This window comes from Paenibacillus sp. DMB20 (assembly GCF_000987955.1).
Classification (GTDB): domain Bacteria; phylum Bacillota; class Bacilli; order Paenibacillales; family Paenibacillaceae; genus Paenibacillus_AQ.
In genome coordinates, this window is the sequence record NZ_LAZU01000032.1 from 242,631 (window position 1) to 264,532 (window position 21,902).

General features: G+C 52.5%; 16 protein-coding genes and 4 pseudogenes. 4 read left to right on the forward strand and 16 right to left on the reverse strand.

Annotated elements, in window-relative coordinates; translation table 11 throughout:
• Positions 1-36 precede the first annotated feature (36 nt).
• From XI25_RS16920 to XI25_RS16930, 3 genes and pseudogenes are all read right to left on the reverse strand, one after another.
• Positions 37-225, reverse strand: a complete 189-nt coding sequence (locus tag XI25_RS16920; protein WP_006212044.1) for a hypothetical protein — start codon at positions 223-225, stop codon at positions 37-39.
• Positions 226-392: 167 nt separating this feature from the next.
• Positions 393-887: a phosphatidylglycerophosphatase A family protein gene (locus tag XI25_RS16925; RefSeq protein ID WP_046678813.1), complete on the reverse strand. Its 495-nt coding sequence runs from the start codon at positions 885-887 to the stop codon at positions 393-395.
• A gap of 260 nt (positions 888-1,147) precedes the next feature.
• Positions 1,148-4,887 (reverse strand): annotated as a pseudogene (locus XI25_RS16930) (DNA polymerase III subunit alpha).
• 150 nt (positions 4,888-5,037) lie between these two features.
• Here XI25_RS16930 and XI25_RS32265 point away from each other — a divergent pair.
• The 3 genes and pseudogenes from XI25_RS32265 to XI25_RS16945 all read left to right on the forward strand — a co-directional run bounded on the left by XI25_RS32265 (position 5,038) and on the right by XI25_RS16945 (position 6,221).
• Positions 5,038-5,365 (forward strand): annotated as a pseudogene (locus XI25_RS32265) (YtrH family sporulation protein).
• 3 nt (positions 5,366-5,368) lie between these two features.
• The gene (locus XI25_RS16940; protein WP_046678811.1) at positions 5,369-5,869 is read left to right on the forward strand and encodes a hypothetical protein; all 501 of its coding nucleotides are present in this window, start codon (positions 5,369-5,371) and stop codon (positions 5,867-5,869) included.
• A 46-nt stretch (positions 5,870-5,915) separates the two neighbouring features.
• Positions 5,916-6,221 carry a YtpI family protein gene (locus XI25_RS16945; RefSeq protein WP_046678810.1) on the forward strand — a complete coding sequence of 102 codons (306 nt, stop codon included), beginning with the start codon at positions 5,916-5,918 and terminating at the stop codon, positions 6,219-6,221.
• Positions 6,222-6,329: 108 nt separating this feature from the next.
• Here XI25_RS16945 and XI25_RS16950 read toward each other — a convergent pair.
• The 13 genes and pseudogenes from XI25_RS16950 to XI25_RS17005 form a co-directional block, all read right to left on the reverse strand.
• Positions 6,330-6,781, reverse strand: a pseudogene (locus XI25_RS16950) (GtrA family protein).
• Positions 6,782-6,795: 14 nt separating this feature from the next.
• On the reverse strand, positions 6,796-7,653 hold the full coding sequence (locus XI25_RS16955) for a GGDEF domain-containing protein (protein WP_235439843.1): 858 nt from the start codon (positions 7,651-7,653) through the stop codon (positions 6,796-6,798).
• Complete coding sequence (locus tag XI25_RS16960) at positions 7,650-9,107, reverse strand: cellulose biosynthesis cyclic di-GMP-binding regulatory protein BcsB (RefSeq protein WP_200901440.1); 1,458 nt, start codon at positions 9,105-9,107, stop codon at positions 7,650-7,652. The genes XI25_RS16955 and XI25_RS16960 overlap by 4 nt, the downstream gene beginning before the upstream one ends.
• Positions 9,031-9,741: a cellulose biosynthesis cyclic di-GMP-binding regulatory protein BcsB gene (locus XI25_RS35845; protein WP_052759653.1), complete on the reverse strand. Its 711-nt coding sequence runs from the start codon at positions 9,739-9,741 to the stop codon at positions 9,031-9,033. The genes XI25_RS16960 and XI25_RS35845 overlap by 77 nt, the downstream gene beginning before the upstream one ends.
• A 26-nt stretch (positions 9,742-9,767) precedes the next feature.
• The gene (locus tag XI25_RS16965; RefSeq protein ID WP_046678809.1) at positions 9,768-11,018 is read right to left on the reverse strand and encodes a glycosyltransferase; all 1,251 of its coding nucleotides are present in this window, start codon (positions 11,016-11,018) and stop codon (positions 9,768-9,770) included.
• A gap of 10 nt (positions 11,019-11,028) precedes the next feature.
• Positions 11,029-12,573 carry a hypothetical protein gene (locus tag XI25_RS16970; RefSeq protein ID WP_046679527.1) on the reverse strand — a complete coding sequence of 515 codons (1,545 nt, stop codon included), beginning with the start codon at positions 12,571-12,573 and terminating at the stop codon, positions 11,029-11,031.
• A 39-nt stretch (positions 12,574-12,612) separates the two neighbouring features.
• Entirely contained in the window at positions 12,613-14,106 is a 1,494-nt protein-coding gene (gene wsfD, locus XI25_RS16975) for a glycan biosynthesis hexose transferase WsfD (RefSeq protein ID WP_046678807.1), read from the reverse strand.
• Between the two features lie 38 nt (positions 14,107-14,144).
• Positions 14,145-15,275 carry a glycosyl hydrolase family 8 gene (locus XI25_RS16980; RefSeq protein WP_152669122.1) on the reverse strand — a complete coding sequence of 377 codons (1,131 nt, stop codon included), beginning with the start codon at positions 15,273-15,275 and terminating at the stop codon, positions 14,145-14,147.
• 39 nt (positions 15,276-15,314) lie between these two features.
• Positions 15,315-16,322, reverse strand: coding sequence for a glycosyltransferase family 2 protein (locus XI25_RS16985; protein ID WP_046678806.1), 1,008 nt, complete (start codon positions 16,320-16,322; stop codon positions 15,315-15,317).
• A 443-nt stretch (positions 16,323-16,765) separates the two neighbouring features.
• Positions 16,766-18,100 (reverse strand): DRTGG domain-containing protein, encoded by a 1,335-nt coding sequence (locus XI25_RS16990; protein ID WP_046678805.1) that lies wholly within the window; start codon positions 18,098-18,100, stop codon positions 16,766-16,768.
• A gap of 271 nt (positions 18,101-18,371) precedes the next feature.
• On the reverse strand, positions 18,372-18,623 hold the full coding sequence (locus XI25_RS16995) for a hypothetical protein (protein ID WP_442950411.1): 252 nt from the start codon (positions 18,621-18,623) through the stop codon (positions 18,372-18,374).
• Positions 18,624-18,786: 163 nt separating this feature from the next.
• On the reverse strand, positions 18,787-19,134 hold the full coding sequence (locus tag XI25_RS17000; RefSeq protein ID WP_046678803.1) for a YlbF family regulator: 348 nt from the start codon (positions 19,132-19,134) through the stop codon (positions 18,787-18,789).
• A 75-nt stretch (positions 19,135-19,209) separates the two neighbouring features.
• Positions 19,210-20,376 (reverse strand): DUF445 domain-containing protein, encoded by a 1,167-nt coding sequence (locus XI25_RS17005; RefSeq protein WP_046679528.1) that lies wholly within the window; start codon positions 20,374-20,376, stop codon positions 19,210-19,212.
• A 139-nt stretch (positions 20,377-20,515) separates the two neighbouring features.
• Here XI25_RS17005 and XI25_RS17010 point away from each other — a divergent pair.
• Positions 20,516-21,890: pseudogene (locus tag XI25_RS17010) on the forward strand (YheC/YheD family endospore coat-associated protein).
• Positions 21,891-21,902: the final 12 nt, after the last annotated feature.

The window sequence follows — 21,902 nt, forward strand, 5'->3', positions numbered from 1 at the left end:
TTCCCGTAACCTATGCTTTGCTATGTATCCCTGTAGCTAGGGGTGCAAAATAGAATTCAATACTTCCTGTACTTCTTCAAGCTCTCCGGAGGGAACCAGGATTTCAAATTGTTGTTTTGAAAGATTCACAGGACGGCTTTGAACCAAAAAACCCTCTTCCGTAAGCCTGGTTTTGATCATTTCCGCCACCTTGGCGGTAGGCGCGATATAGATTACCGTCCACATGCCTTTCAAATCCCCCTAATCTCGTGCCATAGGCATATCCTGAGCCGATATAATGGATAATGATAACACACTTCACTTTTTACCTCAACAAAAGAGGAGGGGGACGAGAAATCGCATATTCCTTTAGCCACGGCATGAAAAGCGGTCTTGTCCCGCCCCGAATCCCGTCAATCCGTACCGGTGGTGTAGCGGGCCGCCTCCGGATTGTTGTGGGCGATTCGCGAGGAAGCGGCCGCGGCGATGCCAGCCACCAGATCATCGAGGAACACGTGAATGCCATCCTTCTTCTCATTCAGGGTTTCGATAACGCCAATCTTCTCTTTATCCAAATATCCGAAGCTCGTCAGCCCGATCATGCCGTAAATGCTCGTCACGCCCAAAGCCATCGTCTCGTCCACGCCGTATAGCGGCTCATCGTTTTCCAGAATGGATTGCAGCGGCTCCGGCAGCAGCTTGCGCTCGGCCAGCTCGTCTAATGCGATCCCCGTAAAAAGAGTGTACTGCACCTCCCGCTTTCCAAGGACGGCACGAACGCTATCCTCGCACTGCCGCTGCGTTAAAGCCGGATGATATTTATGCTGAAGCTGGAAAACGATATCCGCGATGGCGGATACGCTGACACCCCTTGCACCCAGCATCTCCTCAGCCAATTTAATAGACATGACAAATCCCTCCCGCGCCATTGCCGAAACCCGCCGCCAGCGCCTTCCTAACGGCAAAGCGCTACGGCTTATCTCGGACCATTGTTGTCCCGTGGTGTCCTAAGTGTATGCGGGAGGGATATGAAACGTTCATGAAATTTATTAAAGGCGATGAACCGCAGTGTCATGCGCGGGTTCCATGCCTGGTTTCTAACGCCGGAAAAGATAATATCCCTAAAAAGATTTCGGGATGATGACGCGTTTTCAGAACGATCTCACAGTTACCTCAGCTTAACCGTATCTTTACCCAGCATATCCTCCATCGTGGAAATCAATACAGGTGACGGATTGATCCGGTAAGCATCACTCAATGCAAGTACTTTCTGGCTTCGTTCATAGAACAGCACCGTCGCCACCGAACCCGGATGTTCCTGCAAAAGCTGCTGAAGCCGCGCCAAGAGTTGCGGATCCTCGGACTCGGCCGAAATTTTAACGAACACCCGCTGTTCACGCTCGGAAGTGCCGGCAGGATCAAGGACCGGGTTCAGGCCGGTTCGGCGGCCCCCCGTTACCGGAACGTTCCCGAGCAGGGGGACTGTCGGCGGATGGCGTCACGGCATCTGACGCCCGGGCGGCCGCGGAGGAAACTCGGGGAGCCTGGTGCTCCGATGCCTTGGCCTGTGCCGGTGCCGCAGCCTTCTTCCCCTTGTCCGGCCGGAAGGGCTCCCGCTGCCCCGGCGCTGCCCCGCGGGCTTTCCCCCGGCGGACCAACTGCAGCAGGCGTTCTTCTTCCAGCGGCGCAAGCTCCTCGGCCAACAGCTTGAATCCCTCATCCTGCTGCTGAACCTTGGCCCGGAGCGCAAGCAAAGCGCCTTTCTCCACAAGATGCGCGCTGCGTTTCCAAACCTCCGGAAACAGGACCACTTCGCATCGCTCGATCTGATCCTCCCATTCCATGAACGCCATCGCTTTCCCCTGCTTGGTCGTGATCGTCTTGATCGACACGACCATGCCCGGAACCGTAACGACCGTATCGTCCGGGGTCTCATTCAGATCCATGAGACGGTCCGTTCCGGCTTTTTGCAGCAGTTCGTCGTAGTCGTCCAACGGATGGCCGGACAAATACATGCCGAGCAGTTCGCGTTCCAGTTCAAGCTGCTGGCTGCCGGAGTAAGGGGGAATATCCGGATACTCGATGTCCCAATTTGTCGTTTCGACAAAATCGAACAGCTGAATCTGCAGATCCTCGCGCTCTTTCCTCCATTTCAGAGCCGCTTCGACGGTTTCATCCAGCATGGCGACCAGCTGTGACCGGTGCCCCGGAAGCGAATCGAAGGCTCCCGCCTGGATCAGCGATTCGATGACCCGCTTGTTGCACACGCGCAGGTCTACCCGGCGGCAAAAATCGAGCAGGCTCTCAAACGGCTTGTCCTTGCGGATTTGGGCGATATTTTCCACCGCCTGCGTCCCGACGTTTTTTAATCGCCGCGAGCCCGAAGCGGATTTTGCCGGTCCGGGGAGCGGGGCCGCCGGTTTCGCCGGCCTGCCCGTTTGCCGGACTTCCGGTGACGGGCGTAAACAACGATCCGCTCTCATTGACGTCCGGCGGCAGCACATCGATATTCATCCTCCGCGACTCCAGCACGTACTCCGCCACCTTGCGGTGGCTGCCCATCACGGCCGTGAGCATGGAAGCCATGAATTGGACCGGATAATGCGCCTTCAAATAAGCGGTCTGGAAAGCCAAAACGCCGTAAGCCGCGGCATGCGCCCTCGGGAAGCCGTAATCGGCGAAGCGGACGATCATGTCGTACACCCGGTTGGCTTCCTCTTCGGTATACCCCTGCTTCAGACTGCCGGTCACGAAATGGTCCCTCTCCCGGTCCAGAACCTCCCGCTTCTTCTTCGAAACGGCCCGCCGGAGCAGGTCCGCTTCCCCCAGCGAGAAGCCCGCCATAAGCGAGGCGATCTGCATGATCTGCTCCTGGTACACGATGATGCCGTACGTATCCCCGAGAATCGGAATCAGGTCCGGATGCGGATATTCAGGCTGGATAAGCCCGTGTTTGGCCTGAATGTATTTCGGGATGAACTCCATCGGTCCCGGCCGGTACAGCGCGTTAACCGATACGATATCCTCGAACCCGGACGGCTTGAGGTCTTTCAGCACGCGGCGCATTCCCGCCGATTCCAGCTGAAAGACGCCTGTCGTCTCGCCTCGGCCGAGCATCGAATACGTCTCGGGGTCGTCGTCCGGCACCTTCAGGAAATCCGGCGCCTCTCCCTCGCTCTCGGCAATCCAGCGCATGGTCCGTTCAATGATGGACAGGGTCCGAAGGCCGAGAAAATCCATTTTGAGCAGGCCGATGCTCTCCAGGTTCTCCATGGAGTACTGCGTAAGGGCCGTTTTCTCGCTTCCTTCCTGCAGGGGAACGGCATCCGTCAGCGGATCGCGGGAAATGACGACCCCGGCGGCGTGGGTCGAAGCGTGGCGGGGCATGCCCTCCACCTTCATGGCCATGTCCAGCAGCTCCCGTACCTTGGGCTTCGTATCGTACTGCTCCTTGAGACCGGGGCTCTCCTTCATGGCGCGCGTTATGCTGATGCCCAGGTGATTGGGGATCAGCTTCGCAGCCCGGTCGACCTCGCCGAACGGTACATTCAGCGCGCGTCCCACGTCCCTCACCGCCGCTCTTGCAGCCATCGTTCCGAACGTGATGATTTGGGCCACATGCTCGCGGCCGTATTTATTCACGACATAATCGATGACTTCATCGCGCCGTTCGTCGCTGAAATCGATATCGATATCCGGCATCGTCACGCGCTCCGGATTCAGGAAACGTTCAAAGAGCAGGTTGTATTTCATCGGGTCGACGTTCGTGATGCGCAGCGTGTACGCCACGAGACTGCCGGCGGAAGAGCCCCGCCCCGGACCGACGGCAATGCCTTGACGGTGGGCGTAGGCGATAAAGTCCCATACGATCAGGAAGTAATCGCTGAAGCCCATGCTTTCGATGACCTTCAGCTCGTAATTCAGCCGGCGGTCCAACTCGCCGCGCTTGTCGGGGTCGGTCCAGCGCTCGCTTTCCTCATAACGCTCCCGCAGACCGGCCAAACACAGATCGCGCAGATAGGACGGCGCATCCATGCCTTCCGGCAGCGGCCGGTATTCCGGCAGAATCGAACGGCCGAATTCCAACTCCAGGCTGCACTTCTCCGCGATGTCCGCCGTATTTCGAAGCGCCTCGGGAAGATGGGGGAATAGCCGCCCCATCTCTTCTTCGCTTTTCAGATACAGCTGGCTGGTCGGGATTTTAAGCCGATCCTCGTCGTCAACGGTCTTGCCGGTGCCGATGCATATCAGCACATCCTGAACCTCCGCATCCGCGGGAGTCAGGTAGTGGACATCGTTCGTGACGACTAGCGGAATCCCGGTTTCCCGGCTTAGCTCGATCAGCTGCGGATTCACCCGTTTCTGCTCCGGCAGGCCGTGATCCTGGAGCTCCAGATAATAATCGCTGCCGAATATTTCTTTATACCGGAGGGCGGCTGCTTTGGCCTCGGCAGGCCTTCCGTGCAGCAGATGCTGGGGGACTTCGCCGCCCAGGCAGGCGCTGAGGCATACAATCCCCTCGTGAAGCGCCGCCAGCGCCTCCATGTCGATTCTCGGTTTATAATGATAGCCTTCCAAATGGCCGATCGAGCAGAGCTTCATCAGGTTGCGGTAGCCCGTTTCATTCTTCGCCAGCAAAATCAGATGGTAGATCGGCTGGTCCTTGCGGCTGCCCCGTTCCTTGCGGGAGCCGGAAGTCATATAAGCCTCGCAGCCGATGATCGGCTTGATGCCGTGCTCGCGGCACATTTTATAAAATGGAACGGCCCCGTACATGACCCCGTGATCGGTCAGCGCCAGTGATTTCATTCCGAGCGCTGCCGCTTCCCGCACAAGATCCTCGATACGTGCCGCTCCGTCAAGAAGACTGTATTCGCTATGAACATGCAAATGCACGAAAGAGCTCATGGTTCGCCTTCCTTTCGCCGCTAAATAATAGTGCTGTCTCTTAATAATATTTTATCATAATGTGGCGCTGACCGCCCATACAATGAATCATGAAGCATTTGGACAGGCGGTTTATTCCCGCCGCCCGGCAGAAAGGGGTCGAGAATGAAGATGAACGTGTTTTTATCCAAAGCGATTCTGGACTTTTTCATAGCCTTCGGCATCGTGCTTGGCGGAGCGATGATCGGCGGCGTCGGCGCGGTTCTTTCCATGCAGCCCCCCACGCAGACGATGCTGGACGTTGCCGACCGCATAAAAAATATGGGCGCTGGCCGCGGCCGTCGGCGGCACCATCGATCCGATGCGCGTGATCGAAAGCAATATGCTCGGAGGCAACCTGTCCCCCGCCATCAAGCAGATTTTGTATCTTGTTTTTGCTTTTTTGGGAGCGCACATGGGCAGCGAGCTGGTTAAATGGGTCTGCTCCGAAAGGAGCTGATCCATGAGAGTCCCTCCGCTTCGCCGGTACCGCCCCTTTTACCAGGCAGCCTCCATTCTCGTCCTCGGCATGGTCATCGGGAGCGTCGTGTACAACTCTTTATACCACGCCAGCTACAACAAGCTTTGGATGAACAACCGCGATATGCAGCTCCAGATCGAGCAGTATAAGGAAGACATTTCAACCCTGAAAAAATACAGCAAACAACCGACCGTCATCCGCGAAATCAAAATTCGCACCGAGCAGAAAAACGAGACCCTCGACAGCCTGACCGTCAAGGAAATCCTTCAAATGCTCGCCAAGGATTTGGCCGCTTTGCGCGGGCGGAGCGTGTTTGACATCGACACGGACAGCAAGCTGACCCGCTCTCTGCTGGACGATAAAATCTATGCGGTCAGGGAGAAAAGTTACAGCGTCAAAATTCGGACGATGCTCGTCATGGAAGGCGTTCTCCAGATCTGGGTCGAGATCGGCGCCAAGATTCAAACGGGAACCGATTCGTGATACAATACGGTTACTATGTCTTTCTTGAAGGAGTGCCGTCCATCACATGCTTTCCGTTATCCGATATGCCCTGTTTATACTTCTTGCCATCTCCTGCATCGCTGCCGCTTGGAATAGCGTTAACTCGCGCCGGAAGTCCGATCCCCACGACCGAGGGATGCTTCAGGCATCCATGAACATTTGGATGGGCGTCATGCTTGTCGCCCTTTCGGTCATCGCCATGCTGATGTTCAGCGGCTCCACGCCGGCGGTCATCGTCGAAGCCGTGTTTATGGTGCTGGGGGCGTTCAATATTTTTGCGGGTCTTCGCAGCAGATCCTACTACAGCCGCCAAAAATCCGCTAGGAATTGAGCGCACAACAGAAGGGTTGATCCTTTCGCGTCTTTTAATCGACGGAGGAACAACCCTTCTTTGCTGGCGCTTTCGAACAGCTTCCATCTTTTAAGCCCGGGCGGCTGTTTATATATCGCCCCCGGCTCCTGAGGTGCCCGCAGCTCCCGCTTCGCTCTTGGCCTCAGCCTCCTGACGGAACACCCACCGCTTGCTTCCGGCAAAGTTAAGCAAAACCCCAAAGACCGTAGCGGTCCCCTTGCTTAGCCATAGCGAGATTCCAAGCAGCTCATGCATGAACTGCATGCAAGCGGACGTGAGTCCAAGGGTGAGCACATAAGCAAAAGAAAGCGAAGCAGTCCTTTGGCAAACGGCCCCCGCTGCTTAAACGTCCACTTTCGGTTCATGAGGAAGCTGTTCAGCACCCCGCAGCCGTATCCGGCGATTTGGGCCGCAAGCCAAGGCAGCTGCCACCAGGTCAACAGCGAAAACACAGCGACGTCTATACCGGTATTCAGCACTCCTACAAGACCAAAGACAATAAAGGAGCGAAAGGACTCGCGTTTTGCATAAGACTTCATAGGAACCTCACCTGTTATACGTCATACTCCATTTTCTGGCGCGCTTTGGTTATGAAATCAAACGGCGTCGGAATCTCTTCCGGGTGATATTGAATCGCTCCGATGGTCAGCTTCATTTCAAGCTTGTACTTGTTGGAGAATTCGACCATGTTAAATGACTCCACCTTCTCCTTCAGCCGATTCACCACCACGTTTGCGCCGTCTTGATCGGTAAACAGCAGCAACCCCCAGGTTGGATGATCCGCGTTCAGCATATAAAGAGAGTCGTTCATGCGGATACTCGTTTCGCTCATCTTCGAAATGTCGTAGACCATCTCCGTAATTTGGGCTTCGCTAATCATTCGGCTCAGTTCATCCCAATGCTTTACCGTCATGACGACCAGTGTTAACGGGATCTCATAACGCATGGAAAGCGCCATGAAAATGGTTGCGTCGCTCTGAAAGGAACGGCTGTTCTTCAAATTCGTGCGTTCATCCAAGGTGGCAAGGGAAGCGTTCCTTTGCTCAAGCTTCTCCGCTTCTTCCTGAAGGCGCCGGTTGGCAAAGGTTAAGAGCGCAACGACAACCGAAAAGATCGGCGTCATGATCAACCAGTAGTAATGGTAGCTCTGAAGCGGCTCTCCGACCACGACGGTTTGATACAGCGTATAGGTTCCGTATCCGAAAATAAACACAATATTAAGAATAAGCCCGACGGTAATGCTGGTAAAGTAGGTCAGGATCGCAATCAGAAACGAAACGTTCAACAGGATCATATTGATTATGTATCGATCCTGGTCTCCTGCCGTAAACACAATATGAATAAAACAGATCACAAACAGCAGCAAAAAGGCTGCATCCGATAACAAGCTGCTCTGATTTCGCCTCATCATTCTTCACCCGCTCTCTTCTTTCTGTACTTGCGAACCAAGAAAACAAGCGATACGATCACCATGATGAAGACGAGTCCCAACACAACCGCGTAGCGCATTACATCTCCGCGCTCGGTAATCCGGTCGATCAAACGATTTCCTTCCTGCCCCGCTTGCTTCTTGAAGCGAAAGGCCTCAACGTTTCCATCGGCATCCGTGACAACGCCATCCCCATGCGCCTTCCACTTGGCTTTATCCGTAGCCAACAGATTCGATGCCAAGTAGTTGTATTTAGAGCTTGCTCCCGTGACCGCAAGCCAGCCGTAACCCGGCGCATACGGCGATTCCATCAGCTGCAGCGTTCCGATCCGCTTCCCGTAGTCTTCTTCAATGCTCATCTTCTCGTTGGATACCAAACCGGCTCCATCCGAGCCGTATTTAAAGAAAAGCTTGCCATTGTGCTTTTGCAACCAAGAGTGCTCCTTATAAGAGCCGATGGATATGAGATTGTACTGCTTAAGCTCGGATTCTGCCGGCATCTCCCGGTCGCGGAAAAACGTCACCTCGCCGGTGTTGGCCTCTGCATATTTGCCAAGCAAATGAAACAGATTTCCGATCGCAAGATAGTTATAGGAATCCATCTTATCGGGCATCAATACCGCAACCTTATTGAAGCTTGCATCCCTAAGAAACGGATTGGGGTAGTTATTGAACAATAAGTCCGTACGATCTTTGGTATTGAGCTGAAGAAGAGAATCTTTCGTGATGTAAGCCCACGGCATCTGGTCCTGAAGCTCGATGCAGCCTGCGCTTTTCAGCTCCAAATCAAAAGCCGCCGTCACCGTGAAATTCCCCGAGATTTCCAGGTTTTTCGGAATCGTCAGCGTAAGCTGGTCCTGGTTGGACAATTCCTTGGTAAGCTTCTTGCTCCCAATCGGCGTATCGTTGATCAAGATGGTGACGAGGGAACGGTCAAAGTCCAGATTATCCGAATAGCGGAAGTCAAGGCGGATTTTGCTTGCTTCTGCAATAAATCGGTTTGCCGGCAGCGTCACGAAGTAGCTCTTCTCCTGATGCATCATTCCGGTTAGCTTATCTCCGGTCTCGGTAAGCGTTACATCGCGGCTGACGGTAATGTCCGGCGTCTTTACGTTCGTATTGGCGTCCACCCATTTTTCCGTCCCGTCCAATTGGTTGACAAGCGCCTGATTCCCGATCAGACGTCCAGCCTTTTCAAGCAAGGCCGGGTCCTCTGATGTCACTACGAGCGCGGATTGATTGTCTTTAGAAACGATGCGGATGAGGGCTTTGTTGCGGACGTTAACCTGCCCCAGTGCCTGCTTCCATCCGTCAGGCAGGTTCTCGTATAAGGCAACGATAACGACCATCTCATGACGGTCAAGCTTGGGATCCTGGAAGGGCAGCATCGGAATCGTATGATCTTCCGAGCGATTGCTCTTGGCAAAGCCTGACAAGGCATATACTGCTGCCTCCAGCTCCGAAGAAGTGCCGTTGTCCGGAACGCCGATCGCGCTCTTTTTTTTCTTTTAACGTGTCCAGGCCGACGAATTGCTGATTAAACGTCCGGATGCTCCCTGCTCCGTCCTTCTTCGTGTAAGTGATCGTGGAATAAGAGCTCTCGTACAACTCAAGCCAGTTGTCCCGCTTCTCCACCGGCACGCACATGCGATCAGGCAGATTCGTAATGATATAGCCCTCGATCGACAGCGTATTGCTCCCTGGAACAAGCAAATCCTTCGGAACCGATACGGTTAAGGTCTGCTTCTTCTGCTTGTCCGTAACGGGCCTGAACGAATAAAACTTCGTTCCGTTCATTGCGAGCGTCGCGCTGGAAATCTCGCCTTTAGCCAATTGTGTCGCCTGATAATCCAGGTGCAGCGTCAGATCGCTGACGTTCCAATAATCCTCTACCTGGATATAAAGCGAGCGCGCCGCGGTTACGCCGGATAGGGAGACATGGTTTGACGTTAACGGCGCCTCGTAGGTGGATCGATTGCCGCCCGAATCCGGCAGGGCATACACCTGGCCGCATGAAATCATGAATAGAACAAAGCAAAGAATACCGGAGATCGTTGATCTTGTATTCACGTTTCTCCCCCCCCAATCTTCAACTATCAATAACGTTCGGTTTTGTACCATTTTACTTCCCGTTTGAAAATCGTATCTTTGATAAAATTGTAGAAACCGTAAGCGGCCACAACCATCCATAACTGACAGTAAGAAATATACATCAGCATAATGATCCACAGGTTCGATAACCGCATTTCGCCCTTTTCCGTAATCAGGGTCACATAGGTGCCCGTCACGAATAAAATGACGGCAAGCAGCCACAAAAACGAGCCCAGTCCTGCAATCGTCGTATGCACGTAGCCAAGGGCATGCAGTATAAGCAGCGCGTCAGACATGATAAGCGAGGTCAGCAGCAGAAAATAGATCGAAAGAAAGTAAAGGAGATCAAAATGAATTCGCTTTGCCGACCGGTTAAAAAGCAGCGGGAGATTTTTAACGATCACATATATATTCCCCTTCGCCCACCTGGTTCGCTGCTTGAACCATACCTTTAGCGTCTGCGGCTCCTGCTCCCACGTGACCGACTTCGGTTGGAACTTGATGCGGTAGCCCATCATATAGATGCGAAAGCTGATCTCCGTATCCTCCGCAATCGCCTTGACGTCCCAGCCCCCGATTTCCTCAATGATCTCTCGACGCATAATAAAATTAGTGCCGGGAATCGTGCACAGCTTAAAGAGCTTCCACCGTCCCGCCTGAGCCATCCACTGAAAAGACAGGGTCTCGATGTTGATGAAGCGCGTCAAAAGGCTTGCATTGCGGTTGCGCGTGCGGAATTTGCCGATAACCGCTCCAAGCGTCGGGTCATGCGCGATCTCCCCGACCAGATAACGGAGTGCCGTCTTTTCCGGTGTATTGTCAGCATCGTAAATGGCGATATACTCGCCCTTGCTTTGCTTAAAGCCAATGTTCAGTGCGTTCGATTTCCCTTTTCCCCCCGTAACGTTATCCGTGTTTATAATGGTCAGTTGGCGCGTCGGGAATCTGGCCTGCAGCCTGGCAAGCAATTCGCTGCTGTTATCGCTGGAATTATCGTTTATTACAATGATTTCATAGCGATCAGGCGGATAATCGAGCGCAAGCAGCGCCTCTACCGTTTGGGTAATGACCTTGCCTTCGTTATGGGCGGGAACCATCAGCGTGACGAAGGGAACGTCATCCGGAAGCGGAGGCACCTCGCGTTTTTCATTTTCTATATAGTACAGATAGCCGGAGATGATCAGGACCACGTTGACCAGCAGCAGCGACCATATACAAACGACGGCAATCAGCATCAAAATGTCTACAACGGTCATGACTGCCTCCTTACTTGTAATATTTCCGTTTATACATGCGATTTCCAATGATCAGAAAGACGGAGAAGACGACCAGGGTAATGAAGATAATGACGATAAAAACCATGTTTTGAACATTGAACCAGGTTTCAAAGCTCTTCCGTTCCTGCTCTTTGTATACATAGTCGGAGCTGGCCTCTTGCCGGTCCGCTTGAATCCCCAAGCGTTCTCCGTTGAGCAGGAGGGAGCCGAGCTGCGACTTGAGCTCATAGGTTCCCGTATGTACCGTGTGACTTCCATTCTTGTAATCTTCAAAGGTGATCCAGCTGTTCTTGAGCTCTTCGATCATGGTCTCAAGCTCCGATTCCTTCTGAACGAAGTTCAAGGTGATCGCAGTATCCACGGGAGGCGGGTCTATCAAACGGCCGTCGGCAAGGTAGCGCTGGAGGAATTCGGGATTTACGCTGTACATTGAGGATGAGAACGCTTCGGACCGGTTCCGCTTCGCCTTAGGCATCGGACGTTCGTCCGGAAATAGAATGACGGAGTCGAAAAATGCCATCCCTTCCGAGACGTAGTGGTCGTCATAGGACCAATACATCTCGGTCCCCATTCCGAGCGGTACGATGCCCTCCGCGGCCAGCACATCGATAAAATGCTCCATCTGACGGTACAAACTGCGGTCAAGGTCCTGGATCGTAGATGCCACGACAGGCGCCTCGACAAGGATGGTACCGTTGCGGGACTGCATGTATTTCAAGGCGTTCATATAACGCTTCATGGCCGGATAATCCGTATTGCTGAATACCGGGTGCACGCTTGCGATGAACGGGATGCCGGCTTCAAACAGCTCGTCCGACATCCGCTCAAGCAATGCCAGGTCCGAAAAAGGATAAATCTCTTTGAACACAAGATAGTAGTGGCTCTTCTGTTCCGGCTGTATCCAGTCCTTAAGCAAGTAGGACAGAGCCATTTCGCTTAACCTGTCCTTTTGCATGAAAGGAACGTAAGCATGCGTGCCCTTCCGTACCCCATAGGGGTAGCTTTCGTCCGATTGATGCACCTTTAACGTACCGTACTTGCGGGCTTCGGCTTGCATCGAATCGAATATGTATGGAACGCGAACCGACTTCTCAACGAACGGGCCGATTGAAAAATCCGCTACCTTCCCCACGGCCCGCACCTGAAGTCCCAGCGTCTGAGCCAGCCTGTCTCTCGGCCTTTCGCCAATATAGAGAATGTCCCCTTCATAGGTTTGCAAGTCTCTCGTAAAGTCGCTTTGCTCCTCCATCAGATCCAAACGGTTACGGACTTCGATAAGCTTGGAATACTTCTTCATCGAGCCTGCCATATAGGTATCGACCGACTCGGCCGTAACCTGGACCCGAAAAGCGGCGAGCAGGCGTTTCAAAGCCTCCACATTTCCTTCCTGCATCGTCCCGATGCCCAGGCTGTCATACACGATCAGAACCGAAGAAGGGGAAAACTCCCGATCCGCTCGCACTGGTTCCGGGAAGTTCAGACTCAGCATGAGCAGCACCAGCAGTCCAACGATTCCGCGACGGTTTCGCCTCACTCGTTACTCCCTCCTTCTTCCGGTTTTTTCTTACTTCATTTAGTCAGCGGCAATCCCTGGCTTGTTCTGCCACAAATTCCGGCATATCGCATCCGATACCGCGGTCAAGGTAACCAGGTCAAACGCGGCGGTAAATAAAAATTCATGCTTGGACAAGTCCGCATCCCCCGCACCGATAATGGAAACGAAGATTCCCGACAGCCCCATGAACATCAGCATCAGGATCAAAGGCAGCCGAACCATGCTTCGTACATGCCTCGCCTTAATAGCAGCGATGAAATGAGGAGCATAGATTCCCGTAATGACCAGCATCCAGATCACGATAAACCCAAAAGTCTTGGGTGCCGATGCTCTCTTCAGCTCGCTGTACCCGGAAAAAAACTTCGTCTGCTCTCCAAAGGGCTTTCCGACGGACTTCTCGTAGTTCCCCATCGCCGGCGGGCGAATGGTGAACGCATTTTTGGCAGCCAAATCCAGCATTTTCACGGCCTGCTGCGGATTCGACATGTAATAACCAAGAATCGACACGAAACCATAGTGCTTATAAAACTCGTCCTCAAGAATTGGGGAATTCACGTCCACGGTCGTGTAAGGCTCGTAGTAGATGCTCTCATTGAGGATGGCGTACTGTCTGTCGATGCCAAAGGATTTCAGTGTAGCTTCGGGGTTTTCGGATTGCATCAATACCCCGCGCGTCATGGCATGGTATTTGTTAATGTTGACGAACTCCTTCGGAATCAGTGCATACGTGGCAACCCCTGCCAGCAGCAGGAGCGCAAGCGATGACGCAACCAAGGCTCGATAGCTACGCTGCTTGCGTACATAAATAAAGACGATGCCCATGACTGCCATAATGATGCCGACGGGCGCATTTTGCTGTTTGCTTGTCGTAAGCAGCAGACCGTTCACCAGGAAGATCGCCATCATCGTATAATCGGAATATCGTTTGCGGAACAAGAGCAATCCGGAGGCAAATATGTAGAGGAGCGAAATCCAAACCATGCTTTCACTGAAAAACGAGTTGAAGAAGGCCGTATAAGCGGAATCTGCAAATAAAAACACGGCCAGAACAGCCACGATGTAACCATATTTCGGAGCCATTTTCCACGTTAGCGCTTCTACCATCAGATAGACGGCTACCGCATATAACAGGGTCAAAAGCGCCCCTTGTACCCGAATGTCAAACACCTGCGGGTTAAACCACTGATTAATCCAGATGCATAGGCGAATAAGCAGCGACTGGGAGGAAAACAAAGTGGCCCCGTTCTCATTGAAGTACTGAAATATGCCGAACTGCTTGTTGAAATAGCCCAGGTACAAGCTGTCATAATCAGGGGCATTAAAATACAGCCCATTGCTGTACAAAATACGGAAATAGTCTCCGTTATCAGCCATCCCGATGTACGGCGGCACGAACAGCGCGATGACGGTAATGATCGACACCATCAAGGCTGCCAGCAGGGACGGCGAAACATAACGGCTAAACATCGTTATCCTGTCCTCAAGCTTAACCATCCAACGTGCCTTTGCCATGGTCCAATCCACCACCTTTCGCGCTCACCCTGCCCTCGCTAATGAGCATAAGCAAGCAATGCCATCAAATTATCGAACGAAAACGCAGTCTTCGTCACCGGATCGCCAAAACCGCCGTCAAGCGGGCTTTTCCCATCCATGACCCGGAATTTCTCCATCTGTTTTATGCTGTCCTCATACAGTTCGGCATCCTGGACCTCCGAACCGATCATGGCCGTAATGGCATAAATGGCCGTGGATTGAACATCATTCAACGGGGTGCCGTTCCGGTCATACTGGCCGTATAACGTTCCTTTCCGCACTTGCTCTTTTAAATAAGCGATACTTTCGGTACGCTCGAGGCCGGCCTCCGACAACGCAAGGATCGTCAGCAGGGACTCGACGGTGCGGATCTCCTCTGAACGGTATGTATCCGTATCATATTGAAATCTCGTTTCGTAAAAAGGAAATGAGTCCGACAAGTAGCCGTTTTGCAAGATTTTCTGCATGTTGCCGATCAAAGCCGACTTCTGCTTCGCAGGGACAGGGAGCTGCTTCAGCGTCGACAGGTCAATATAGCATAATGTTACAAAATCGTTGGTGACCCGATATGTTTCGTCATAGAAATCGTATAGTTTGCCGCCCTTTACGTTAAAGTCAAAGAATCGTTTTCCGTAGGCGTCAGCCATTTCGACATATTCCTGACGATCAAAATGGTTCCCCGCTTCATGCAAAGCTCTGATGATGCGAAGATCGTCGACTGCAGCATTGATCGCATACTTTTTGTCATGCTTGGGACTGTACCGGTAACTAAAGCCTGACGGAAGCTCAAAGACACGCTTTGCGAGCTCCCATTCCGCTTGGAAGGCATCCCGCTGATTCGTTAACGCATAATACCGCATCAGCAGACCTGCCGACTCGCTTAACACCTCATGTCCCGTTGCAACCGTATCCGCCTGGCCGCTGTCCTGGAAATTCGTATGTACGCCATAAGGCCCATATAAATTGCGCGTTACGAATCGTTCCGTCTGCTCCCGGTGTTCCTTGAATTTCGACGGATCATGATCGAACGACTCATGCTTAACCACAGGCTTGTCCGGTTCTTCCTCCCCGTTCGGCACGTTGCCGCACGAGACAAGAACATTCAGCAGCAAAATGCAGCACATACCGCGTGTCCAAAAGCTATTCACCGTCTTTTTCCCGCTCAAGCCTGCACTCAACTCTCTTCCTCATGATTTGGAAACCAGCTCATACGCGGCGGTTTCCCCTTGAAGCGCCTGCTTCATTTTCGACTCTTCACGTGGATAATGAACCGTCTCCCTGACAATATACGTAGGTCTGTTTTTGCTTTCATCATAGATTCGCGCGATATATTCGCCAATGATGCCAAGCGACAGCATCTGAACACCGCTAAACAGCGTAATTGCCGCCATAAGAGACGTCCAGCCCCGCTCCACCTCGGGCAAGTCAAGCAGCTTCGATAACAAGGAGTAAACTAGCACGCCGATGGCGAGAACGACCGTCAAGAACCCCATCCGGGTAATCAGCTTTAACGGCTTGGACGAAAACGAAAAAATTCCATCGGAAGCAAATGATATCATTTTTCGCAGCGGATATTTGGTCTCGCCGGCGGCCCGTTCATCCCGGTCATATTCCACAAAGGTCTGGTTAAATCCGATCCAGCTGATGATCCCCCGGATAAATTTATTTTGCTCGGTCATTCGATTGAAAACATGCACGACCTTCCGATCGATCAAACGGAAATCGCCCGTGTCCCGCGGAATGCTTGTGTCTGACATGCGCTGAAGAAAACGATAGAACAACGAAGCCGAAGCACGCTTAAACAACGTTTCGCCTTTGCGCTTTTTTCGTTTCCCGTACACGACGTCATGTCCTTCCTCCCACTTTTCCAGCATGCGCGGAATCACCTTAGGAGGGTCCTGCAAATCAGCATCGATAATGACGACGCAATCCCCCTTCGATTGATTGATCCCCGCCGTTACCGCTGCCTGATGGCCAAAGTTCCTTGCAAAATCCACGATCCGGACATGACCATCCTGCCTGGCAAGCTCATCAAGTATGCTCAGCGTGCGATCCTTGCTGCCATCGTTTACAAAGACGAGCTCGTATGTATAACCTGTGTCGACCATCACGTCCGTTAATGCGCGATAGCACTGCCTGATAACTTCCTCCTCATTATAAGCAGGGACAACTACCGATACGCACTTATCGTCCATCTCTCCCACCCCTTATAGTTCTTATGAACTTGAATGATGATTAGGTCTTCACACCCAAAAAACATGTAACACCTATTAAACACAATGACTTTGAATATATTTTGAATTAGAATAATTCTGATCTAAGCTGTATCACCTACAATATAACATATGAAACTCCGACAGCCATCTACATATCACGGTTTTTTAATGACTTATTCACCCTTTTTTTCGTCACTTTTCTTTGATTTTCATTTGTTTTCATAAATTTTCATATTTTTTCTTTTTTTTATTCCGAACAAAACTCCATGTAGACCGTAAGAACTATTTCATTTCAGGCTATCTTTGCAAGCGGAAAAGCGGCTTTTTCCCCTGACGGGAATAAGCCGCTTTTCCCCATACAAACGACTAAGAGCTTTGGAACAACCCTGAAAGGTAAAGGTCAAATTCCGCTCTTGCCCTGGTTATCCCTGGTCGATCGCCTGGAGCGTCATCACCGATTTCGCGATCAAGCTGGAGTGGTGGCTGATTTCGATTTCCATTTTGCACGTCCGCCGACTCATCTCCAGAAGACGCGGCATGACCACGATCGGATCCTCGATTTGCACCGGACGGATAAAATAGGTGGACAGGTTGTCCAAAACGTAATCGCCGCCAGTGATATCCTTAGCCGCTTTAAACGCAGCCTGGCTCATCACGGTCGTCAGAACCCCTTGCGAAATGGTCCCGAGGTCCGTGGCCATTTGGGGCGTGATAAACCCGTGAAAGAACAGCATGCCTTCCTCGTCGCGGTCCTCCGCAAAGCCGTTCCATATCAGCTGATCAAACGTCTCACCCAACTGCGGCTGGTTCCTGGCGTTGCGGAGCGCCTTCAGCACTTCCTTCCGCGTAACGGTAGCCACCAGCTTCCGGTTCCGGTCCACGATCGGCAAAAAATCGATCCCTTCCCACATCATAATCTGGGCTGCGGAAGCGAGCGACGTCTTCAGGGTGGCGGTCACGGGATTTCTCGTTATCGCCCGTTCTATGGCCTGGGTGTCCGCCAGCCCCTCAACATCCTTTGCCCCAACGATGCCGATCACGCGGTTCCATTCATCCGTGACCGGAAACCGCTGCTCTCCGCTTTCCTTGGCCATCGCTTTCAGCTCCTGGACCGTCACGGAATTTTTCAGGGCGTGGATTCTCGGCTTTAAGCCGGCAATGTCTTCCACCAACATGATTTTTTTCTTGATTAACCGGTCGAAAATGGCTCGGTTGATCATCGAAGCCACCGTGAACGTATCATGGCGGGAGGAAATGATCGGAAGTCCCAGTTTGTCGGCGAGCTGCTTCACCTCGCGGCTCGTTCCGAAGCCGCCGGTAACGAGCACGCCCGCTCCCTGCTCCAGGGCAAGAACATGCGCGTCCTCCCTGTTCCCGACAATCATCAGGCTCCCGGCATCGATGTAACGGACCATCGCCTCCACCTTCATGGCGCCGATCACGTATTTATGCAAACTTTTATCCAAACCCTCAGCTCCGCCAAGTACGTGTCCCTCCACAATGTCAACGACATCCGAAAAGGTCAACTGCTCGGAAATATTGCGGGGCTTCCGCTCGACCCGGACCGTTCCGATCCGTTCCTTCGTAACGACGATCCCCAGCGATTCCGCCTCCTTAACCGCACGGTATGCCGTGCCTTCGCTGACGCCAAGATCTTTGGCCAGCCGGCGCACCGAAATTTTCGTTCCGACCTTTAAACTTTCGATGTGCTGTACCAACTGCTCGTGTTTGGTAATGGTCTCGTCCCTCACATCCAACTGTTACACCCCCCTGATCCAATCTGTACCATACTGTATTCATTATATCACGCTTCGGCCAAGAACATAACTTCCTTCTCCGGATAAAATAGAAACGATCTTCGTTTCTATTTCCAAATGGTTATGGCGTAACGGCAAGAACGAAACCCGCCACTTCCGAACGGCAAATTTGCTTGCGTCATGCATTCCTGCACCTTCTCGCCCGCCCAAATAAAAAGAGGGTCCCGGCTCTCTGTCGAGCTGCCGGAATCCCCCTTGCCACCTGTTTCATTTATACCTCCTGACCCTTCCGTTCCTCAGGCCATTTCAGCTGCCACTGCTTGATTTTCTCTTTCCGGATTTCATCCAGTGCCTTCTGCTTCGCTTCATCCACGCCGATCAGAATATGCAGATGCGAGGCGATAACAAGCAGTGCGAATCCGGCCCATACGGCTCCGAACAGCGCAGCCCACGAAAAACCCCCGGCGAACGATATGCTCGGCAGCGCATATACCAGCATCCCGAGTGCGACGATGAGGTACACCAAATGTTTCAGCTTGCTTTTCTTTTTTTTTCATTGTATGCAGCTCCTCTATTTTCTTCATATCATCTATATTTCTACTCTATGAGAAGCCGGTCCAAATTATGAGACAAGATTATGGGGAGAAACAAAAAAAACCGCGGCACAAGGCCGCGGCTTGCAGGAATCAGGACTCTGCAGGTCCGTATAAATCCTGAAGGCTGTCGGAGATGATTTTGTTTACGTCTTCGATGATGGTGCTCAGCCGGCGCTCCGCATCGAACAAACGACGGATGTTCAGGTTCAGGCTCAACACCTCGAACAGTTTCTCCATCTTCTCCATTTCTTCCTGCGAAGGCATATCCCCGGACATGATCCGCTGCTGGATTTCCATCTGACGCTGACGGAAATTGTCAAGCATCTGCTTGCTTTCGGCATCTCCTTCAATCAGCTTCATCGCCGATGTAATTTCCTGAACCTCCTGGCTTTCTTTCATCGCTTTCGCCAAATCGTGCGCCTTGTCGTAAATGTTCATATTTGTCCTCCCCATCAGCGGCCTTTGCCGCTTCCCGTAGCTTTCTTGAAGCCTTCCGGGTTCATTTGATTTTTCCTATCTCCACATCAGGGTAATCATCGACTGGAACAGCCCGATCACCCCTCCCAAAAGCACTCCGAGCCATGTGATGGCTCGGAATTCCCGGCCGGATACGCTCAGAATCACTTCTTCCAACCGTTCAATCGGGAATTTTTGGACCTGTTCCTGAACCAAGGACGGAAGGTTGACCGCCTTCATGGCCGCAGGAACGCCATTTTCAAGTAAACGGAGCCCTTTATCCACCCATGACGGAAGCGAGGCTTCCAGCTGCGGCAGCCCGGGACCGATCAGCTCGGCCAGCGTGACTCCCTCCAAACGCTCTATCCAGGAACTCCACGGAACCGTTTCCTCGAGCTTCCGGAGAACAAAGTCCAAGGCAGGCTCTCCCGCGGCGGCCTCCATTAAACCGGCAAAGGGCATCTCCCCGTACTGCTCAAGCTTCCCGGATACAACGGAAGCAATCGTCTTGCGAACCTGCTCCCCTTCAAGCTGCCCGATCAGCATCGGCGTCAGCTTTTGAACAAGCTTATCCTCGTCGACAAAAATCGCGGCCATCGTGCCCAAAAAGCCTCCCGCCTTATCCAGCATGGCCGCGGCCATTTCTTTCAGCAGACGCTGGCCTTCGGCGGACAAAAGCGTATCTCCCAGCTCCTTCAGCACGGCTCCGGCAGCCGCATCGCTTAAGCGGTCACGCTTCTCCTCCGACCAGCCGGGAATCAGTTCTTTCAGGGGTTTATCCTGAAGTCCGTACTCCGACCATAAAGCCGCTGCGCGGCGCGAGGCAAAAGCTTTGGCGGCATCGGCGGCACGCTCCTTAAGACGGCTCCACTCTTCCGCGGACCACACCCTCAAAGCAACATCGCCCAGCGTTAGCTCGCTGGCCGCCAAGGAATGAAGCTGACGCCTGACGGTTTCTTCCGCTTTGGAGCGGAACAGCGGCTTCCGGATCATTTCCTGAAGTCCCTCGCTCGTCACGAGATAATCGGAAACGACCTGACCAAGCGACTCCGCGATTTCTTCCTTTCGTTTCGGGATAAGTCCCGGCGTGAAAGGCAGCCTGCGGCCGCGAATCCGGATTTCCTCGCGCGGATGAAACAGCATTTTTATGGCAAAGTGATTCGTAATGCCGCCGACGAACGCGGCAACGGCCACGTTCACCAAAATAAAGAGCCAATTCTGCATGGCTTATCTCCTCCCTTTTTCCAAAACCGTACAATCACCAAGGGATTTATGTCCTCATATGATAAATTACATGCAAAATGTTCAGATGAGGTCCTGTCTGTCCATTAGACATCAAGTTGTAGTCGGAAGGAGATCCGAGATGTCCAAATCCAAGATATCGGTACAATTGATCCGCTCAGGCACGCTGCCGGATAACGATATCAGGCTTGGCGAGAGACTGGTAAAACTGCTCCGGATCCCAGCAGAGCAGCCCATACACCTTGCCTTCGGCTCGTACAAACAGGAAATACGCGTCGTTCCCGGAAAAAAAAACGACTGGACTCCGCATCAGTTCTTCCTTGTCGAAAGACTCCGGACTTCTTCCCGGATCGGTTGTGAATGTCAAATACGACGCCGCCGAAAAAAAACCTTCGGGTCGGCCCCGTCATCGGAGTCATGATAAGCCGTTATGATCCTGGGACGCCTGATAAGCCCTTTGGATCGATCTCTTCTTTTTGCATGGAAATGATCGACGCCAGCCGGAAGCTGGGTGCTGTCGTCTTCTTTTTTCTCCCCCCGACATGATCGGACAACAATTGTCATCGCTGGAGGGCGTTTGGTATGACCAAGGATGGAAAAGAGGCCCCGTACCGGTTCCGGATGTAATCAACAACCGGCTGCCCACGCGTAAATTGGAGAATAGTCCTAGCGTACAGCATTTTATGAAAGAAGTAAAATCGAGATTCAACACCCCTATTTTCAATGAAAAATTTCTGGATAAGACGGAAGTGTTCGAAGCGCTAGGCAGGGACGAGAAGCTAAAAAAATACTTGCCGGAGTCCTATTTGCTGAAAAGCTATCCTGTCTTAAAAAGAATGTGCGCCTCCTATCCTACGGTATTTCTGAAGCCGGTCCGCGGCAGTCTCGGCAAGGGCATCATCCGAATAACCCGTCAGGACGACGGCACCTTTCAATCCGTGACAACCTCGCCCGAAGGCACCAAGTCAAAACAATATTCTTCGCTGTCGAAACTGTTCAATAGCCTTTCCGGCAAAATCCAAAAGAATCGTTACCAGATTCAGCAAGGGCTAAACTTGATCACCATTAATAAACGGAATGTCGATTTCCGTGCACTCGTTCACAAAAACAAAAAAGGAAAATGGAGCGTGACCTCCGTCGTCGCCCGAATTGCCGGAGGGAACCATTTTGTCTCTAACCTGGCCCGGGGAGGAACGCTTTCCGGCGTAAAAGAGACGATTGCCATGAGCAAAATTCCTTTATCCGCCAAGAAAACCGCTGCCAAGCGGATGGAGCAGGCCGCCCTGGACATCGCCAAAGGATTGGAAGCCGCGATTCCGGCCCACTTTGGGGAACTCGGGATCGATTTAGCCGTGGACACCTCGGGGCGCATCTGGCTGCTGGAGGTCAACTCCAAACCTTCGAAGAGCGACAACGCACCGCTGAACAATGCGTATAAGGTGCGGCCGTCCGCAATTCGTCTGGTTCAATACTGCCAATATTTGACCGGCTTTTAAAAACAAGGAGGT